This window comes from Bacillus sp. URHA0034 (genome assembly GCF_056280405.1).
Genome location: NZ_JBWCDK010000002.1, coordinates 3,835,513 through 3,853,387, shown reverse-complemented (window position 1 = coordinate 3,853,387; position 17,875 = coordinate 3,835,513). Strand labels below are relative to the sequence as shown.

The window sequence follows — 17,875 nt, the reverse complement described above, 5'->3', positions numbered from 1 at the left end:
AGGTGCCCCTAAAAGATATACTTTTGGGACACCTTCTTCTATTTCTTATTTGTGAATCCAAACCGCACCAGCAGTGTTGTCTTTTGCTTCGCCGATGACTTGTACCTTAATTGGATATTGAGACGGAACTTTTACTCCGGCATCAGGAATCACAGTATTAATATAAGATTTGCTTGAATCAAATTCTGTTACACCTGGGAGCCCTGTGTAATTATAGATTCCACGAGTTGGAGAATTAACGCTCCATGCAGGTGATTGGTCTAATGAGAACGCAGCATCTGCAACTTGGTAGCGAGTTGTTTGAGCGATTGAAGGCTTGCCATTTAGGTTAAAAATAAGTGCTTCTGGATGAGAGTCCACTACACTTAGGAATCCTTCACCAGGGTGAACACCGCCCCAGTTATCAGTAAAGGTATCATCACCATACCAAACTACTAAACCAGTATTATATTTTGCGTCACGAGAGTATTGAAGAGCTGTATCAGAACCAGCGTAGTTTCTCCACTCTAGGTAGTAATAATGTGGTTTAGTAGAAATACCATTTGTCTGAACGAACCCATCAAGGGTAACTTTCGCATCCCCTTCAGCCCCATCAGCAAACACTTCATTGCCGTCAACGGTTAACTTCAAGTCATCCATTGCAAAACCAGCAGGAGCATAACCGCCGTCTGTTACATATTCAAAAGATAATTTAATTTTCTTTCCAGCAAATTGGCTTAGGTCATAAGTTTTTTCTACCCATTCACCTTTAGTAGTATCCAAGCCATCTGCAACATTTGTGTCTCCTAGCTTATCAAGTTCTACCTCTTGACCATCTACAATCGCATTGACGTTTACATAGTCATAATCAAATTCAACTTCATAATTAGTATTGTACGTAAATGTTGCATTAGTAGCATTGGTAAGATCCAATTCAGGAGTTACTAGAGTTGTATCAAGGTTATCACCTTTTTGGCTAAAGTAATACTTATCGCCTGTTGCCGGATTAAACCCTTTTACTTCTTTACCAGGAAGGTTAACTTTCACAATTCCAGGGTTCTTGGATTTTGTAACACTCTGATCGATCACAGTGGCTAGACCGTTTTTATCGATATCTTGATAGTTTACTTCTGTTATATTAGCCCAGTTGCCGCCAATTGTTTTTTGATAGAATTCTTTCACTTGTGGTGAGAAGCTTGGTGGCTGTGTTCCAGCAATATGTCCGCTCCAGCTTCCGCCGCTCATTATCGACCACTGAGCAACTGTATCACCATTGCCTGTATATTGTGTATCATACTCATCCGGAGCCCCTAAGTCATGACCATATTCGTGAGCAAATACACCGACCGCTCCATCTTCTGGCTCAACCGTATAATCTAATGCAGCCATGTTTCCGCCCCAATAAGTGCTATTGGATTGAGTGTTAGGAATCGCATAAACTTTGCCTAAGTCCCAGCGATGTGACCAGATAGCATTATCGCCAAGTGCTCCGCCGCCTGCTTCTTGACCAACACCAGCATGAATAATCATCAAGTGGTCAACCAAGCCGTCTGGTTCGTTAATATTTCCATCACCATCAAGGTCATAGATATCTAAATTATCAAAATCTGCTAAATTAATTCCCGATGCAACTGCAGCATTTAAGGAGTCTTTAATGAGTCCGCGCGGTCCTTTTGTACCCGGTTTGTTATCGTTGCCGCCTTCGGGGTTATCGCTGCCGTATTCAGCCGCATTACCCGGAACCTTCAGCCAATCGGAAACTGTACCGTCAACGGTATAACTGCCGCCTGATTGCTCTTCATAATATTGCTTAAACGTTTTTACTTTATCACCATTGAAAAGGGTAAAATCTTGATTTCCAAACAGCATTTTTTGATAGTGCTCTCTACTGAAATCACTCGCATACATATAGCCAGGTTCTTGCTCGACTTGGTTGTGCTTAAAGTCAGCATACTCGACTAAAAGTACTAGCACTTTATCTTTTCGAACCTCGCCGTTATAAGCAGCCTGCTTGGCAGAATCTACTTTTACCGCTCCAGTCGGCTTGCCCTTTTTAAAGTTTTCGTGGCCCTTGTTAAGCTGCTTAGTAAGCTTGTCCTTTTGTTTTGTAAGGAAATCTTTTGCTTTTTTATCTATCTCATGCTGTTCCTTAGTTTGACCCTTTTCTGCTTTACCAGGTTTTTGACCTTGTTTTTTTTGTATGTAGGCCTTTGCTGCTTTTGTAATTTCTGCAGGTGTTGCATTCTTCGCGACAAGTCCTCTTTTTTGCAACGCTTTACCAAGGCGATCCATATCGACTACATTCAAGTCGATCGGAGCCGATTCTACTGTCGTTGCTGCCGCTGCCGGTTTAGGTGCTACCGTGCTTCCAGCAAATGCGCCTGCGAACATGGTCGTAGCTGCCATGGTACTAGCCGCAAGACTGGATAAGACCTTTAAGGTATTTTTTTTCTTCACCTGTTTATTCCCCCCCAATTATATAGTGCAATGTTCCACTAAATGAACAGTGCTTCATTATTTTATCAGACTAATATAAATATTGTAAATAATAGAAATATAGTGAAAATTAACTAGATAGAGATAGGTATTTGAACCTAAATTAGGAAAATAACAAAAAGATTATAGGTAATTAATCACCCTGAAATATTAGTAAATAAAACTTTTAACCCAATTACTCTCTCCTATCTACAAAGTCTACTAAAAAATAAAATTTCGATTTTCGAAATTTGAGCAATTAGGACTAGGAATTTCAATAATTATCCTATTACTACAAAATATTGATACCAACCAATTTGTTTACTGTCATAAATGATGGGTACCGTAATAAAGAAGCCTCATAAAACAAGGAGGAATAATGATGTCACATGAACAATATCAATCTGTCATTGAATCCCTACATGAATGTATGGTGGCATGTAATCATTGCTTCGACTCATGTCTAATAGAAGAAAACGTTGGGATGATGGCTGATTGTATTCGCCTTGATAGAGAGTGTGCAGATATTTGCGCTTATTTAGAACAGGCGATCAGCAGGGGTACACCGTTTATTTCTGAATTAGCGCAACTTTGCGCTGCTATATGTGAAGCATGCGGAAAAGAATGTCAAAAACATGAACATGAACATTGTCAAAACTGCGCAGACGCTTGTTTTAAATGTGGGGATGCATGCAGAAAATTAGCTGCCTAACAAATAAACCTAAAATTTTGATTAATTAGGGCAGTATCAGCAATAATAAAAAACCTTATCACGATCGTGATAAGGTTTTATTATTGCTTTATTCAGCTTTATGTTTAATCTCGTCTGTTAATTCCTCAATGCTTTTTCTTACATTCGATTTACCAGAATAGTTTTCAATTAATTCCTTTACATCAATACCACTCGAAGCCTTCAAAGACTCCTGCAAACTTGCCATTAAGTTGGTGGCATAACTGGTAATTTTATTGGCACCGCCATTGGCTCCTGAACCGCCGCCTGTATCAACTACGGTAATTTTATCAATGTTAGATAGTGGTGATGCCACCTGCTTCGCGTATTCAGGAAGCATTTTGATAATCATATCCAAGATAGCCGCCTGCCCAAACTGTTCGAAGGCTTCGGCTATCTTTTCTTTTGCCTCCGCTTCTGCAAGACCTTTTAAGCGGATAATTTCTGCTTCGGTGGAACCTTGCGCCTTTTGTGCCTCTGCTTTTGCGAGACCGTCGAGACGAACCCGTTCTGCTTCGGCCTTTGCCATCGCTTCAATCCGATATTTATTTGCCTCTGCTTCAGCCATTTCCTTTGCTTTATTGGCCGCCGCTGATTGCTCCACTGAATAACGGTCAGCATCCGCCTTTTTCTTCACTTCTGAATCATATTGACGTTCACGGCGAAGGATCTCCTTCTCCTCTAGTTCAATTTGCTTTTGTCTCTCGATGATCTTAATTTGCATTTCCTGCTCCGTTACATCCTGCTTGGACCTTGCACTTTCCAGATCATAGGCTTGGTCTGCACGGGCTTTGGCAATATCCTGTTCACGGCGGAATTCCGCTATCTTCAGTTGATTTATTTTTTCAGCTTCAGCGATCTCTGTGGCCCGTTCTAATTCAGAGCGCTTCGCTTCCTTTGCCGCTTCCGCTTTTTTAATGCGCGTTTCTTTTTCTGCCTCTGCAGTTGCAATATCTGCATCACGCCTTACTTGAGCAATCCGTGGTTTCCCTAATGACTCAAGATAGCCGTTCTTATCGCGGACATCTTTAATCGTAAATGATACAATCACTAAACCCATTTTCGCTAGGTCCTGCGAGGCAACCCGCTGGACCTCTTGGGAGAATTTATCGCGGTTTTTATAGATTTCTTCTACCGTCATCGAACCAAGGATGGATCGTAAATGTCCTTCAAGCACTTCTCTCGCTTCATTTTCCCGGTCTTCTTTCGGTTTTCCGAGGTACTGTTCTGCGGCCGTGGCAATTTCACTGATTGAACCGCCAATTTTAATAATCGCCACTCCATCAGCCATGACGGGTACACCCTGTTCTGTGTACACCTCTGGAGTTGTTACTTCAAGTTTACTAGATAGCAAACTTAATGGTTTTGCCTGCTGGAAGACAGGCAAAATAAAACTACCACCGCCGCGGATAATCTTGATTCTATTCCCCGATTCATCTACGTGGACATTTCTAGTACCAAGAAAGCTTCCCGTTACAATTAATGCCTCGTCCGGCCCCGCCGTTTTGTACTTCGTAATAAAAACGCCGATTAATGCGAGCAGGATCAGTACAACAATCCCGATGACAATCCAAATAAATCCAAACCCCATTTTCTTAACCCCCCTATAAAGTGAAATTCTCTAATTGTTGATAAACGGTCACTTCAAGTACACCGTTTTTCACCTGAACGACTAGCACCCTTGTACCATTTGGAATGAAATCAGCGTCAAAGCTTTTTGCAGGCTTGGCAATTCGACCGCTCGTACTTTCAATCATTACCTCGCCAAACCCATCAGCAGGGATCGAGGTTATGACAGTACCAACCCTTCCTTGCAAATCCGACTCTTTGTAAACAAGTGATTCTTCCGCTTTGGATACCGGTACAAGAACAAATACATTTAAAAGAGTGACAAGAATAAATCCAATCACTATGGAAATCCCCAGTATAAGTAAATAATGGATTGATGATAGCTTTTCAAATAAGTATCCGCTTGCAGACATAATCGTAACAAAAGCAAATATGAGTACCGGGTTCAGAAAATCCAGCCCATCCCCTGCCCCATGAAAATGAAAGACGTCAGCAAACAATACATAAATAATCGTTATGACACCTGAAATAATTAAGGCATATAAATAAATCGTTTCTAAAGGAATGCTGAAAGGTTCCAAGGAATCCCTCCTTATGATTAATTTTGATAAAGGAAGGAGTATAAAGTATGGAGATACTTCCTTTCTTTACCAATATTATAAAGTATTACGGCTAAGAATAGGAAAAGTTTCACAAATATAAACAAAATATTTCCAACATAAAATAAAAGTGCCATAGCTACACGAGCTACAGCACCTTATTGAATCATATTCAGAAACTTCTTGGTTCGTTCTTCTTTTGGATTCGTAAAAATTTCATCCGGTTTATTACGTTCGACGACAACACCTTGGTCCATAAAAATGACTTCATCTGCCGCTTCACGAGCAAAGCGCATTTCATGTGTCACCACGATCATCGTCATCCCCTCTGCTGCGAGGTCCTTCATAACCTTCAACACTTCACCGACCAATTCCGGGTCGAGTGCAGAGGTGGGTTCATCAAATAACATGACCTCCGGCTCCATCGCCAGCGCCCTGGCAATCCCAACACGCTGCTGCTGGCCGCCTGATAGCTGTGCCGGATAATAGTCCTGTTTATCCCCAAGCCCGACTTTTTCAAGTAAAGTTTGCGCTTTTTTCCGGGCTGTCTCTTTATTTTCCCCCTTCACAACAATTGGCCCTTCCATCACATTTTCAAGGGCTGTTTTATGTGGGAATAAATTATAACTCTGAAATACCATGCCGGTTAATCGGCGAAAAGCAGCAATATCCTTCTTCGCCACCGCTTTTGAAAAATCTAAGCTTTGGCCTTCAATAGAAATGACACCTTTGGTTGGAGTTTCCAACACGTTTAAACAGCGGAGCATGGTTGTTTTCCCGGAACCAGACGGCCCAATCACTACAACCACATTCCCTTTTTTCACTTCCAAATCAATCCCTTTTAACACCTGTAACTGGTCAAATTGTTTATATAGACCATTGATTGTAATCATGATAACACTCCCTTTTTCCTTTAGTTAAGCCCCATAACGGCCCAGTCTCTTTTCCAAATATCCTTGAAGGATGGAAAGGAAAAAGCAGATAACCCAATAAATGAGTGCTACTTCTGAATATACCAGTAAAAATTCGTAGTTCGTAGAAGCAATCTCTTGACCGCGGCGAAACATCTCGGTGACTAATACCAGTGAAGCCAGCGAGGTATCCTTAACAAGACTAATAAATGAATTGGATAAAGGCGGAACGGATACCCTGGCTGCTTGTGGTAAAATAATCCTTCTTAATACTTGAGAGTAGGTCATGCCAATCGAGTAGCCGGCCTCCCACTGCCCTTTTGGTGTTGATAAAATGGCAGCTCTGATAATTTCAGAAGAATAGGCACCAACACTAAGCGAAAAACCAATCACCGCCGAAATATATGGGTCTAACGTGATGCCGATATTAGGCAGCCCATAAAAAATGATAAATAGCTGGACAAGTAATGGCGTCCCACGAATCGCTGACACATATAAACGTGCGATAATTTGAAATACCTTTACCTCAGAGATTCGGGCCAATGCCGTGAGAATGGCTAGAATCATCCCAACAACAAAAGTAATAAGCGTTAACGGAATCGTATAAAAAACAGCCCCCTCCAGCAGCGGCTGGAGGGAACTTTTTGCAATGTCAATTAACCTTGCTGTTCTTTCCGGATCAGCAAAAATACTATTTAAGTACATCTTCACCAAACCATTTCTCTGAGATTTTTTTATAAGTGCCGTCGTCAACAATTTCTTTTAAGGCCTTATTGACTTCATCAACGAGCTTGTCACTATTTTTTCTAAACATAAATCCACTAGACGACGCATCATTTGCCGTTGCTGCAACTTTTATTGGTGCATCAGGCTTTTGTTTTTTATAGTCTAAATAGGTAAGTTTATCATTAATCGTTACATCAACACGTTTTTGTGAAAGCAATTCAACAGCTTGCTGAAATCCTTCTACTCCAACAAGATTGGCTCCATATTTTTTAGCGATATCTCCGTAGTTACTTGTCAGCGATTGGGCAGCGTTTAATCCTTTAATATCTTCAAACTTTTTCACCTTGGTGTTAGAAGTATTAACAATTAGAACACCTGCAGACGTAATATATGGATCTGAAAAATCGTATTTCTTTTGGCGGTCAGGACGGATTCCTACCTCGTTGGCAATCATATCAAAACGTTTTGCATCTAAGCCCGCAAACATAGCATCCCATTGGGTTTCTTTATAATCCGCTTTGACACCTAGTCGCTTAGCTACTTCATTTGCTAAATCGACATCAAATCCTGTTAAATGGCCATTCGTATCATGGAAAGTGAACGGCGGATATGTACCTTCAGTACCAATGGTGATCTTTCCATCGTCTTGGATCTTTTTCAATAAATCCTGATTATCAGCGGTTTTTCCTTTATCTTCGGTATTTACCGCTCGCTTTTGATCTTCTTTGGCTTTTTCCTTATCTTTGCCGCAAGCTGATAGAATGAACATAAAGCTTAGCAGCAATGCAAAAAATACCATCAGTTTTTTCATGTTGTTAATCCCCCTAATTCCGAGTATTTTTATCGCATTTAATTGGTTTAATGACTGTCAAAGTATAAGCTACATTTGAAGTATGTTTATTTTACCCTGTTCTTAAAAATAAAAACCTATCAGAAAAATTCTGATAGGTTAAGCAGATCGTGCACTATTTATTTTCAGATCGTCTGACTCTTTCCTTTTTATGTTAGGTCGATAGAAAAGAATCCCGCTCGCAAGTAAAATCATCCCGTACATAAACGTTTTAAGATCAGCAGTACCAGCAATGATCACCCAAATCGAATAAACAGTTCCCAGGATAGCAATCACACCGTCTGTTATTCGTTGCCTTCCCATCGTATACGTCTCTCCTGTCACCACTAGTTTCAATTGGTAGACAGATGAAATAAGGTATGGAACTAAATAGGATAAGGTCGCAATGACGATAACAAAGTCAAACGCTCCTGAAATCGATTTTGATACAGTTGAAAAAATAAATAGCTGCCCTAATCCATTGGAAACAATCATTGAAAACACTGGCAGGCCTTTTTTGTTTTCTTTTAAGAAAGCAGGCAGGAATAACCCTTGTTTTGCCGCTTGATAGGGAACTTCTGCAGTTAACATTAACCAGCCGATCGTTGAACCAAACAAACTAATTAATCCAATCCCAGCTAATAATTTACCGCCGATGGGTCCTAAAACGGTTTGGATGGCATCAATTAATGGCTTATCAGAATGAATAAGTGTATTTTGATCAAGCATTCCCATGACAAGGGTGCTAATGCCAATGTAGATACCCAGGGCAATAAATAAACCAAGAATGGTCGCCCTTTTCACATCAGATTGTTTTTTGGCACGGGACGCAAATACGACGGCTGACTCTACACCAATGAATGCCCACAACGTATTGACTGCGGCACCATTAATTTGGCTCATAATTCCGACTGCATGTCCCGCATCATCCATTCTCGGAGCCATCATCGGCAGGATGTTGCTCTTTTGAAACGCAAACAGGCCGACAATAATAAAGAAGACAAAACCAGCTACTTTTGCTGCCGTAGCAAGGAAGTTTAATCTCCCTGCACTTTCCATGCCACGCAGGATAATAAAATGGGTACCCCAAAGCAGTAAAGAACATACTAGGAATGTTAGCCCATTCCCTACTTTTATTGTAAGGCCGCCTAACGTAAACCAGGCCGTATCGCTTGTTAAAATGGGAAAGAAGGTTGATAAATATCCAGCAAACGTTGTAATCATCGCAATGTTCCCGGCTAAGTTTCCAATCCAGTAACCCCATGTAGACATAAATCCTGATAATGTAGAGGCGTGTGAACCGGACTTAAATAGTTCTTTTGCATAGATTTGCGGACCACCTGTTAAATTCGGTTTACGAATTGCCAAGCTGCCAAAAACAAGGGCCAGCATCAAAACTCCTAAACCAGTAACAAGCCAAGCCGAAATAACCCCTGCAGGACTGGCTGCCTCCGATAAGGAACGCGGCAGCATGAAAATACCTGAGCCAACCATATTTCCGATGACAAGGGCAGTTAACACCCAAAATCCTAATTGATTTGATTTCCCCAAGGTGGTACCCTCCTCAAATGTACTATTTATATTAAAATAACGTTTTGAAATTCGATAACCATGTATAAATATTAATGAACCTTACTTAATATAGGATTTTTAGGATTATTAGTCAATGGAAATTTTTTATCTCAATAAAGTACTATGGATTATTTTTTAATTCAAAAAAGACTGCCAATTTGACAGTCTAAGTAGTTCAGTTATCGAGTAGAAATTAAAATGCACGACTGAACTATCAACCTGATTAACACTGCTTTTTACGTAAATTAGCAAATGAAGTAGCAAAAAAACGCTTGGGATACCGAGCGTTTTTTTGCGTGTCGGAAAACTTATTTGTAGGAAGATTTCCTGACTTTGGACAGGACTGAAGTAATTTAGCCATCTGCTGTCCGAAGATGCCTTGACTTTGGACAGGATTGAAGTAATTTAGCCATCTGTTGTCCGAAGATGCCTTGACTTTGGACAGGACTGAAGTAATTTAGCCATCTGCTGTCCGAAGATGCCTTGACTTTGGACAGGATTGAAGTAATTTAGCCATCTGTTGTCCGAAGATGCCTTGACTTCGGACAGGATTGAAGTAATTTAGCCATTTGCTGTCCGAAGATGCCTTGACTTCGGACAGGCTTGAAGTAATTTAGCCATCTGTTGTCCGAAGATGCCTTGACTTCGGACAGGCTTGAAGTAATTTAGCCATTTGCTGTCCGAAGATGCCTTGACTTCGGACAGGCTTGAAGTAATTTTGCCATCTGCTGTCCGAAGATCCCTTGACTTCGGACAGGCTTGAAGTAATTTTGCCATCTGCTGTCCGAAGATGCCTTGACTTCGGACAGGCTTGAAGTAATTTTGCCATCTGCTGTCCGAAGATGCCTTGACTTCGGACACAACTGATATAATTTTTCTTCATACTGTTCAAAGCTGCCTTATTTTCCGACACTTTTGCCCGTCTGATGTTTTGAGCAGCAAGCGGAAGTTAAAATTACTTATCATTCACCTTAGCATTACTTAAAACTGAATTACTTATTTGACAGTCTCTACTCTTTATTTATTTCCACCACTCATCAAACATGCTGGCAGGCAGTTTCCGTTTATGCTCCGTAAGGATATATCGTTTCTCGACTTTATCTGCGATTTCCGGCGTAACAGGCTTTCCTTCTAGATAATCATCGAGTTCATCATAGGTAATTCCTAACTCAGTTTCGTCAGCTTGTCCCGGTTTTTGATCGAGGAGGTCAGCGGTCGGAACCTTCAAATACAGACGTTCATCAGCGCCAAGCTCCTTAAGAAGTGCTTTACCCTGCCTCTTGGTTAATCCGGAGAGCGGCAGGATATCCGCGCCCCCATCCCCATATTTTGTATAAAATCCCGTTACGGCCTCCGCCGCGTGATCTGTACCAATGACCAGCAGACCTTCCATGCCGCCAATCGCATATTGGGCAATCATTCTCATTCTCGCTTTCACATTTCCTTTATGATAGTCACTTAACGGTGATCCTTTAATACTGGCATTATATTCATTCTGCACTTCATCAACGGCACTCTTGATATTAAAAATTTCTTCTCGGTCTGCGCGAATGAAAGCTAACGAGCGTTTAGCATCTTCCTCGTCCTGTTGTACTCCATATGGAAGGCGGACGGCAATAAACAGAGCCTCTGTACCTTCCTTCCGTAATTCTTCAACAGCCAGCTGGGCAAGGCGTCCCGCTAATGTGGAATCCTGTCCGCCGCTAATTCCTAAAACAAATCCCTTTGCCTTCGTACTTACCAAGTAATTTTTTAAAAAATCAATTCGCTTTCGGATTTCTTCTGCCGGATTAATACTCGGGTTGATATTTAATTCTTTCATTATTTGTGCTTGCAAACTCATTTGTTGACCTCCTCACCAATTAATTGATATATGTAATGTACCACATTTACCTAAATTTCACTAAAAAGAAACAAGAAAAATTAGATTGTGGATAGAATATAGATGACAAACTTGGAGGGATTGTATGGAAGCCAAAACATGTAATGAGACAAGAGTAGTCCGAACAAGCCGAATTTTTCCGAATGATGTAAATAACCATAATACCCTTTTCGGTGGAAAGCTGATCAGTGATATTGATATGATTGCATCCATTTCCGCTGTGCGCCATTCTAGGGCAGAGTGCGTTACCGCATCGATTGATTCCGTTGATTTCTTAAGTCCGATTACCCCAAAGGATTCTGTTTGTATTGAAACCTTTGTAACCTATGCTGGAAACTCTTCAATAGAAATCATTGCTAAAGTGATTGCAGAAAACCTCATGTCCGGTGAACGAAAAATTGCTGCTACTGCCTTTTTAACTTTCGTTGCCTTAGATGAGAACGGAAAACCAACAAAGGTTCCGGCCATCATTCCTGAGACCGATGAAGAGAAAAAACTATTTGAAACCGGGAAAGAACGGGCAGAAAAGCGGAAGGAACATCGAAAAAGCAGTAAAGAATTGGCCAGGATTTTAACGATGCATAAGCCTTGGGAATAGGAAAAGTGAAAGGAACTGGTTTGTTCCAGTTCCCATTTTAAACAATGGCCCGGAATCTCCGGGCCATCCATTTTTGAATTGACTTTTATATTGGAAGGAATTCGGGCACGGCTCGGCAATTTGTTCGTTCGTAATGCCCCACTCTTATTTGTCGCAGCTCTAGTTGCACTTTCCTTTAGGGGGTTATGAAATCCTCTTATCTGTCGTAGCTCTAGTTGCGCTCTCCTTCAGGGGTTATGAAATCCTCTTATCTGTCATAGCTCTCGGGTGAGCTCTCCTTCAGGGGTTATGAAAAGTCAACTCCATTTAATTGTGTAAAAGTATCAACAATGTTTTCACACCAATTTAAAAAGTACAATTATAGTGAACAAGCTTATTTCGAATTTACATTGAGGGGTGGGCATGATAGCCTGGAGGGCAAGCCAGGGGTTGTTAAACTCCTGGCTTCCTGGCTGTTCTTCATGCCCACCGGAGGCTCAATGTCAATTCGAAATTAGGCTTTACACTCTATATTGATAGCGAGTTAGTTTTCTTTTGATTTCTTTAAATAAGGGTAATTCTTACTCGTCCATTCTTCATTAATATCCATTAATACTGAACCAATAATTCTTATTGCAGACTGATCATTTGTAAAAATACGAATAACTCTTTCTCTTCTTCGAACTTCTTGGTTTAATCGTTCTAGCATATTAGTGGTACGTAAGCTTATATGATATTCGACCGGATGGGCAATAAACTGGATAGCATCCTCAAACCCATTTTCTAAGATTTCTATGGCTTTGGAAAAACCTTTGGTATCCTGATACTTTTCTACAAACCGATTTTTTAGGTCCCTAATAACATCCATTTCTGAGTTTTTAAACAAATCTTTTAGCTCTTGGCGAGCTTCAGCAGTTCCTTTTTTCGGCAAGGAATCCAAGAGGTTTCTTATAAAATGGACAGTACAGCGTTGCCATGAAGTGCCTAGAAATGATTCTTTAATTGATGAAACTAATCCACCATGAGCATCAGAAATGACCATTTTAGGGGATTGAAGTCCTCTGGATTTTAAATATTCAAAGAAGGCAGACCAGCTTTCTGTGGACTCCGTGTGATTGACCTTTAGACCAATTATTTCTCTATGGCCACCCTCGTTTACGCCAACAGCAATATGAACACTTTTTGAAACCACTTGCTTGTTTTCTCGGACTTTAATGTACATGGCATCCACGTAAATATAAGGGTAATAGTGTACGTTTAGCGGTCGGTTTCTCCACTCATTAATGGCAGGATCTAAAGTTTTAATTAAGTTAGAGACGAGAGATTTGGAGACACTTTTCCCACATAATTCTTCTACAATTTTAGTAACTTTACGTGTAGAAACACCGTTTACTACCATTTCAACCATGGATAGAATTAATGCTTGATCGCAGCGTTTAAACTTTTCAAAAATAGTAGTAGAAAATTCACCGTCTCTAGTTCTAGGCACTTTTAACTTAAGTGAACCAGCCCCAGTCATCAATTCTCGCTCATAATATCCGTTTCGATAGCCTCTACGTTCTTCTGTTCTTTCATGGGAAAGAGCATTGATATATTCGTCTCTCTCTTTTTCCATTAACGAATTTAAGATAAGTGCAAGTGACGCTTTGACGGGTGATTCTAAAGAGCTATTTTCAATTTTCCCTTTGAGATCTTCTAAATTTATAGTAATATTTATTTGGGTCATCATCATGTCCTCCGTATAAAATGGTTTCTTGGTCGAAAACATTGTAACACGGGTCATGAGGATGACCTATTTTTTTACACAATTATACGGACATAATCTTATGAAACCTTCTTATCTGTCGTAGCTCTGGGGTGAGCTCTCCTTCAGGGGTTATGAAACTCTCTTATCTGTCGTAGCTCTCGGGTGAGCTCTCCTTCAGGGGTTATGGAACACTCTTATCTGTCGTAACCCTAGGTTACGCTCTCCTTCAGGGGTTATGAATCCCTCTTATCTGTCGTAGCTCTGGGCTGCACTCTCCTTCGGGGGTTATGAAACCCTCTTATCTGTCGTAGCTCTGGGCTGCGCTCTCCTTCGGGGGTTATGGAACCCTCTTATCTGTCGTAACCCTAGGTTGCGCTCTCCTTCAAGGCTTATGAAACCCTCTTATCTGTCGTAGCTCCAGGGTGCGCTCTCCTTCAGGGGTAATGAAACGAAACCCTCTTATCTGTCGTAGCCCTGGGCTGCGGGTTCCTTTAGGGCTTATGAAACCCTTTTACCTGCCGTAGCTCTACTTTTAGTTAATCTTTAAGTTTATTGTGTTTGTTTCGGGTTTTGCCATGTCATCACGTCATCGGCTTCATCAATCTCAATTGTGACATCCACGACGCCTTTTTCCGCCATGATTTTTTCATGAATTCTATCTTTAATATCATCGGCGGCGGCAACCGTTAATTGCGGGTCAATCTCGATTTCCAGCTCGACGTGCAGATCTTCCCCCTCTTTAATGACGGTTATATCTTGGATATCTTTTACATCAGGATCCTTCATGACTAAAACTCCGATTTTATTTTCCATTTCCTCATCCGCTTGACCAATCACACCGGCTGCATTATCTAAAAAGACTTTCCCCACTACCAAAAGCATCAGCACACCAATCAGCATAGAGGCAACACCTTCAGCTTGATGGAAGGGCGTAAAGTGGGCTAGAACAACAGCAACGATGGCTAACAAACCGCCTAAAGTGGCCACCATATCCTCCATGAAGACAAGCTTTGTCGCCGGCTTGGCTCGTCCCAAATTAGCAAAGGCCATCGTAAAAACGTTTATACCCTTTGCTTTCAACTCGAGATCGTGCAAAATTTCCTTCATTGCTTTAAACAAGACAAAGGTTTCGAGCAGGGTCGATAATGCTAAAACTAGAATATTAATCAGAAAACCAGTCGACTTTGTTGGATGGACAATATGGTGATAACCTTCTTTGATGGTTTCAAACGCCATAATCCCGACAATCAACACTGCCCCTAAAAGAACAAGGTTTACCAAGCGGCCAAAACCATTCGGATATTTCTCTGTCGGTGCTTTTTTACTAAGTGCGGATCCAATGAATACAAAGAACTGATTAGCCGCATCGCCAAGGCTGTGCATTGTTTCAGCAAACATGGCGACATTTCCTGTAAAGAAAAAGGCCACCCCTTTGATAATAGCAATAATGGTATTAATAATGGCTGCCAGAAAAGCAGATTTATTTCCTCGTTTTAATAATTGAATTAATTCTCCCATTCTATCCTCATTTCTTTAAACGTTTTTTAACACTAAATATAACCGGTTATTTCTTTCCTTTTTTTCTTCGGAAGGTGCTAAGTCATATTTTTTCAATAAATGGAACACTTCATTCAACAGTTCTTGTGAATGTTCTTTTGCAAAAAACTGGTTGAATAATCCCTTCATGTCCTCAGGCAAAAAGGCTGCCTGCGATTCGTATTTATTTCTCACATCTTCCTTTGAGTGATCCAGTTTACATTCGCTCATTTTTAATCTCTCCTCCTCATTTATCTACCTACGTTTAGCATAGCAGAAAAGATTCAAAGACTAAAAGCGGAAGCGCCTTACATATGTGCTGAAGAGGGATGTAAATAAAAAAAGCCCACGTTAATGGACTTTTCCGTTACACCTTTTTTTTATGATCTGTCACTTCTAATACATCCAAAAGGAAAACAAATACTGGGATACCGATTATTAAGCCCCATACACCAAAAAAATGCTCGGAGAAGATTAAGACGATGAATGTATAGAAAACAGGAAGATTTGTTTTTGAACTCATTAAATTAGGGTTTAAGATGTAAGCTTCAATCCCATGAATGATCAAAATCGCTATGCCCACATAAAGGACCTTCATGAATCCGCCTATACTATAAGCTATAATCACAAGCGGGACTAAAGAGATTATAACCCCCGCCACTGGGATTAATCCCAAAACAAAGATCATAATCGACAAACCGCCTAATTGCGGAAATTTTAACAGCCATAGGAAAATGGTGGTGAGGACACAATTTACAACCGCAATAATTAATTGTGCTTCAATCACCTTTCCGAATGTTCCAACAAATTTCCGGGCAAAAAACTCAATTTCTTCATAGATAAAGGCGATTTTACTTGTTCTAAATTTCTTTGTAAATTCTATTAGGCGCGGCTTTTCCAATAAGCAGAATATACTTAACAGCAAGGCCAACAGAACCTGTAACGTAATACTGCTAATATCTTTAAAATACTTAATTATAAAACTAACGCCTTGCTCGAGATAGCTCGAAAGTTTAATTTCTTCCATCCGGTTGACCAGATAATTCAGGATAATATTATCGTGCTTGGAGGTGTAAAAAGTCGTTAACTGCTTGATTAGGGCGGTAATCTCTTGAATAATCATCGGTAAATACATAACCACACAATAGGAAAGTAACCCGACAATGCAGGCATAGGAAGTCACTACAATTAACTTGCGATTAAGCGGGATCTTTTTTTCAATAAATTGAACTAACCGATTCATTAAAAAGGTGAAAATAAAAGTAAGTAAAATTAGATTAATCATCGATTTCATTGCATATAAAATGAGAGCAATGAGGACAAATATAGAAATTCTTTTAAAGCCGCTGCTATTCATAAGTTTATTTATCATAGATACTAATCGAACCCCATTATGTTTACTAGTAGTAAGTTTTTTAACTCTTTTAATTATATCAAATCTTAACCCTAATTTGTTTGTTTTAGACTTCTTTTATGGGTTAAATTGAACCGGCGTCATCGAACTGTCAATTCCCTTACTAATCCAGCCATGTTTCGATAAAAAATCAAGCAGCTGTGGCAAGTGGGCTAAAGTTTCCTTCCTTTCATGAAGCAGAATAACAATTGGTCCATTATGGTTAACCATTCGGTTTAATTGTGTGATGACACTGTTTACATATCTCGCATCTTTATAATCCCAGTCCCTGCTGTCGATATTCCAATCCCACATCAAATATCCATGATCATGGACAGCCTTGCGATATTCTTCTGTCATATATGGAACACTGCCATATGGGGTTCTCATAATATAAGAATCGACACCAGAGATTTCTTTTAACGTATGACGGTTTTGCGTTAATTCCGAAATGATCGTAGCCGCAGATGCATAGAAAATCTTTGGATTATGGGATACACTATGCAGTCCGACTGTATCTCCAGACTGAACCATTAATTTAACAGCATTGGGATAACGGCGGATATTTCCATCAATCATAAAAAAGCTTGCTTTATATTGATATTTTTCCAGCAAGGCAATTATGGAACCAGAATAGGCTGAGGGCCCGTCATCAAAGGTTAAATAAATGGTTTTCTGCGAGCTGGGTTTAGCTGGCGGTGGTGTATTCGGCTGCTCGGATTTTGCTGGTATTGTTTCCTTTGTTGGCTGCTCGGTAGAAGCTGTTGTGTTTGAGGCAGGTTCTGCAGGAGTCTGTTCCTTAACGTTGCTTTTTTCTCGGTCTTGTTGATCTCTCCAAGCAATCGCTTGTGCTTGATGTTTCTGAATTTGTTCTTTTTCCAGCTGTAAATCTTTTGTATCCCTAATTAGGGATTCCGGCGCTGGCCCTTTGGCCATGGCCCGATTAATAGGTTGATTTTTTGATGGAATAGTAGATTTATTTACGGCCTTTTCCCGAGAATAATGGCTTAGAATTACCCCTGTAAATAAGAGACCAAATACAATAAGAACTAGTAATGTCCCTTGTGGCCAGCCTCTTTTTAGATTCCCCATGGTTCATACCCTCTTTGTTGTTATTCACTTCCCCATTATAGACGAAATTCCCATCGAAATGTTTCAATTCTATTAAAAATATTACGTTTCTATTAAATCATTCGAATGGCACGGGTATTTTACCACTTTACATATTACAGGTTTTACCAACCAATTATACCAATAAAATTCTAAAAAGGGGCAAAACAAAAATAATACTGTAATTCCAAAAAGGGAGACAGGCAAATTACCTTGCGGTTTAACATACATATCATTGAA

At 40.2% G+C, this 17,875-nt stretch carries 16 protein-coding genes; 2 read left to right on the top strand and 14 right to left on the bottom strand.

Annotated elements, in window-relative coordinates; all coding sequences use genetic code 11:
* Positions 1-45 precede the first annotated feature (45 nt).
* On the bottom strand, positions 46-2,385 hold the full coding sequence (locus tag ACZ9EE_RS20485) for an immune inhibitor A domain-containing protein (protein ID WP_476033030.1): 2,340 nt from the start codon (positions 2,383-2,385) through the stop codon (positions 46-48).
* A gap of 451 nt (positions 2,386-2,836) precedes the next feature.
* Here ACZ9EE_RS20485 and ACZ9EE_RS20480 point away from each other — a divergent pair, with 451 nt between their 5' ends.
* Entirely contained in the window at positions 2,837-3,166 is a 330-nt protein-coding gene (locus tag ACZ9EE_RS20480; protein ID WP_476030015.1) for a four-helix bundle copper-binding protein, read from the top strand.
* Positions 3,167-3,254: 88 nt separating this feature from the next.
* On the opposite strand, the gene ACZ9EE_RS20475 is transcribed toward ACZ9EE_RS20480, so the two are convergent.
* The 8 genes from ACZ9EE_RS20475 to nadE form a co-directional block, all read right to left on the bottom strand.
* On the bottom strand, positions 3,255-4,775 hold the full coding sequence (locus tag ACZ9EE_RS20475) for a flotillin family protein (RefSeq protein ID WP_476030013.1): 1,521 nt from the start codon (positions 4,773-4,775) through the stop codon (positions 3,255-3,257).
* Between the two features lie 13 nt (positions 4,776-4,788).
* Positions 4,789-5,334, bottom strand: a complete 546-nt coding sequence (locus ACZ9EE_RS20470; protein ID WP_476030011.1) for an NfeD family protein — start codon at positions 5,332-5,334, stop codon at positions 4,789-4,791.
* Positions 5,335-5,510: 176 nt separating this feature from the next.
* Positions 5,511-6,245, bottom strand: coding sequence for an amino acid ABC transporter ATP-binding protein (locus ACZ9EE_RS20465; protein ID WP_476030009.1), 735 nt, complete (start codon positions 6,243-6,245; stop codon positions 5,511-5,513).
* A 24-nt stretch (positions 6,246-6,269) separates the two neighbouring features.
* Positions 6,270-6,968 carry an amino acid ABC transporter permease gene (locus ACZ9EE_RS20460; RefSeq protein ID WP_476030007.1) on the bottom strand — a complete coding sequence of 233 codons (699 nt, stop codon included), beginning with the start codon at positions 6,966-6,968 and terminating at the stop codon, positions 6,270-6,272.
* Positions 6,955-7,800 carry an amino acid ABC transporter substrate-binding protein gene (locus ACZ9EE_RS20455; protein ID WP_476030005.1) on the bottom strand — a complete coding sequence of 282 codons (846 nt, stop codon included), beginning with the start codon at positions 7,798-7,800 and terminating at the stop codon, positions 6,955-6,957. The genes ACZ9EE_RS20460 and ACZ9EE_RS20455 overlap by 14 nt, the downstream gene beginning before the upstream one ends.
* A 138-nt stretch (positions 7,801-7,938) precedes the next feature.
* On the bottom strand, positions 7,939-9,369 hold the full coding sequence (locus ACZ9EE_RS20450) for an amino acid permease (protein ID WP_476030003.1): 1,431 nt from the start codon (positions 9,367-9,369) through the stop codon (positions 7,939-7,941).
* Between the two features lie 634 nt (positions 9,370-10,003).
* Positions 10,004-10,273 (bottom strand): hypothetical protein, encoded by a 270-nt coding sequence (locus tag ACZ9EE_RS20445; protein WP_476030001.1) that lies wholly within the window; start codon positions 10,271-10,273, stop codon positions 10,004-10,006.
* Between the two features lie 138 nt (positions 10,274-10,411).
* On the bottom strand, positions 10,412-11,233 hold the full coding sequence (gene nadE, locus ACZ9EE_RS20440; RefSeq protein ID WP_476029998.1) for an ammonia-dependent NAD(+) synthetase: 822 nt from the start codon (positions 11,231-11,233) through the stop codon (positions 10,412-10,414).
* 124 nt (positions 11,234-11,357) lie between these two features.
* Between nadE and ACZ9EE_RS20435 the strand changes: the two genes are divergently transcribed.
* Positions 11,358-11,870 carry an acyl-CoA thioesterase gene (locus ACZ9EE_RS20435; protein ID WP_476029996.1) on the top strand — a complete coding sequence of 171 codons (513 nt, stop codon included), beginning with the start codon at positions 11,358-11,360 and terminating at the stop codon, positions 11,868-11,870.
* A 523-nt stretch (positions 11,871-12,393) separates the two neighbouring features.
* On the opposite strand, the gene ACZ9EE_RS20430 is transcribed toward ACZ9EE_RS20435, so the two are convergent.
* The 5 genes from ACZ9EE_RS20430 to ACZ9EE_RS20410 all read right to left on the bottom strand — a co-directional run bounded on the left by ACZ9EE_RS20430 (position 12,394) and on the right by ACZ9EE_RS20410 (position 17,617).
* Positions 12,394-13,575 (bottom strand): IS256 family transposase, encoded by a 1,182-nt coding sequence (locus ACZ9EE_RS20430; RefSeq protein WP_476032459.1) that lies wholly within the window; start codon positions 13,573-13,575, stop codon positions 12,394-12,396.
* A gap of 570 nt (positions 13,576-14,145) precedes the next feature.
* Positions 14,146-15,114 carry a cation diffusion facilitator family transporter gene (locus ACZ9EE_RS20425; protein ID WP_476029995.1) on the bottom strand — a complete coding sequence of 323 codons (969 nt, stop codon included), beginning with the start codon at positions 15,112-15,114 and terminating at the stop codon, positions 14,146-14,148.
* 15 nt (positions 15,115-15,129) lie between these two features.
* On the bottom strand, positions 15,130-15,363 hold the full coding sequence (locus ACZ9EE_RS20420) for a hypothetical protein (RefSeq protein WP_476029993.1): 234 nt from the start codon (positions 15,361-15,363) through the stop codon (positions 15,130-15,132).
* 136 nt (positions 15,364-15,499) lie between these two features.
* A complete protein-coding gene (locus tag ACZ9EE_RS20415) occupies positions 15,500-16,504 on the bottom strand; it encodes an AI-2E family transporter (protein ID WP_476029991.1) in 1,005 nt (334 codons plus the stop codon).
* A 99-nt stretch (positions 16,505-16,603) separates the two neighbouring features.
* Positions 16,604-17,617 (bottom strand): polysaccharide deacetylase family protein, encoded by a 1,014-nt coding sequence (locus ACZ9EE_RS20410; RefSeq protein ID WP_476029989.1) that lies wholly within the window; start codon positions 17,615-17,617, stop codon positions 16,604-16,606.
* Positions 17,618-17,875: the final 258 nt, after the last annotated feature.

Bases quoted from the DNA above. Each gene is read 5' to 3' on its own strand.
- ACZ9EE_RS20485 (WP_476033030.1), bottom strand. From the start codon at position 2,385: ATGGCAGCTACGACCATGTTCGCAGGCGCATTTGCTGGAAGCACGGTA.
- ACZ9EE_RS20480 (WP_476030015.1), top strand. From the start codon at position 2,837: ATGTCACATGAACAATATCAATCTGTCATTGAATCCCTACATGAATGT.
- ACZ9EE_RS20475 (WP_476030013.1), bottom strand. From the start codon at position 4,775: ATGGGGTTTGGATTTATTTGGATTGTCATCGGGATTGTTGTACTGATC.
- ACZ9EE_RS20465 (WP_476030009.1), bottom strand. From the start codon at position 6,245: ATGATTACAATCAATGGTCTATATAAACAATTTGACCAGTTACAGGTG.
- ACZ9EE_RS20460 (WP_476030007.1), bottom strand. From the start codon at position 6,968: ATGTACTTAAATAGTATTTTTGCTGATCCGGAAAGAACAGCAAGGTTA.
- ACZ9EE_RS20455 (WP_476030005.1), bottom strand. From the start codon at position 7,800: ATGAAAAAACTGATGGTATTTTTTGCATTGCTGCTAAGCTTTATGTTC.
- ACZ9EE_RS20445 (WP_476030001.1), bottom strand. From the start codon at position 10,273: ATGAAGAAAAATTATATCAGTTGTGTCCGAAGTCAAGGCATCTTCGGA.
- nadE (WP_476029998.1), bottom strand. From the start codon at position 11,233: ATGAGTTTGCAAGCACAAATAATGAAAGAATTAAATATCAACCCGAGT.
- ACZ9EE_RS20435 (WP_476029996.1), top strand. From the start codon at position 11,358: ATGGAAGCCAAAACATGTAATGAGACAAGAGTAGTCCGAACAAGCCGA.
- ACZ9EE_RS20430 (WP_476032459.1), bottom strand. From the start codon at position 13,575: ATGACCCAAATAAATATTACTATAAATTTAGAAGATCTCAAAGGGAAA.
- ACZ9EE_RS20425 (WP_476029995.1), bottom strand. From the start codon at position 15,114: ATGGGAGAATTAATTCAATTATTAAAACGAGGAAATAAATCTGCTTTT.
- ACZ9EE_RS20420 (WP_476029993.1), bottom strand. From the start codon at position 15,363: ATGAGCGAATGTAAACTGGATCACTCAAAGGAAGATGTGAGAAATAAA.
- ACZ9EE_RS20415 (WP_476029991.1), bottom strand. From the start codon at position 16,504: ATGATAAATAAACTTATGAATAGCAGCGGCTTTAAAAGAATTTCTATA.
- ACZ9EE_RS20410 (WP_476029989.1), bottom strand. From the start codon at position 17,617: ATGGGGAATCTAAAAAGAGGCTGGCCACAAGGGACATTACTAGTTCTT.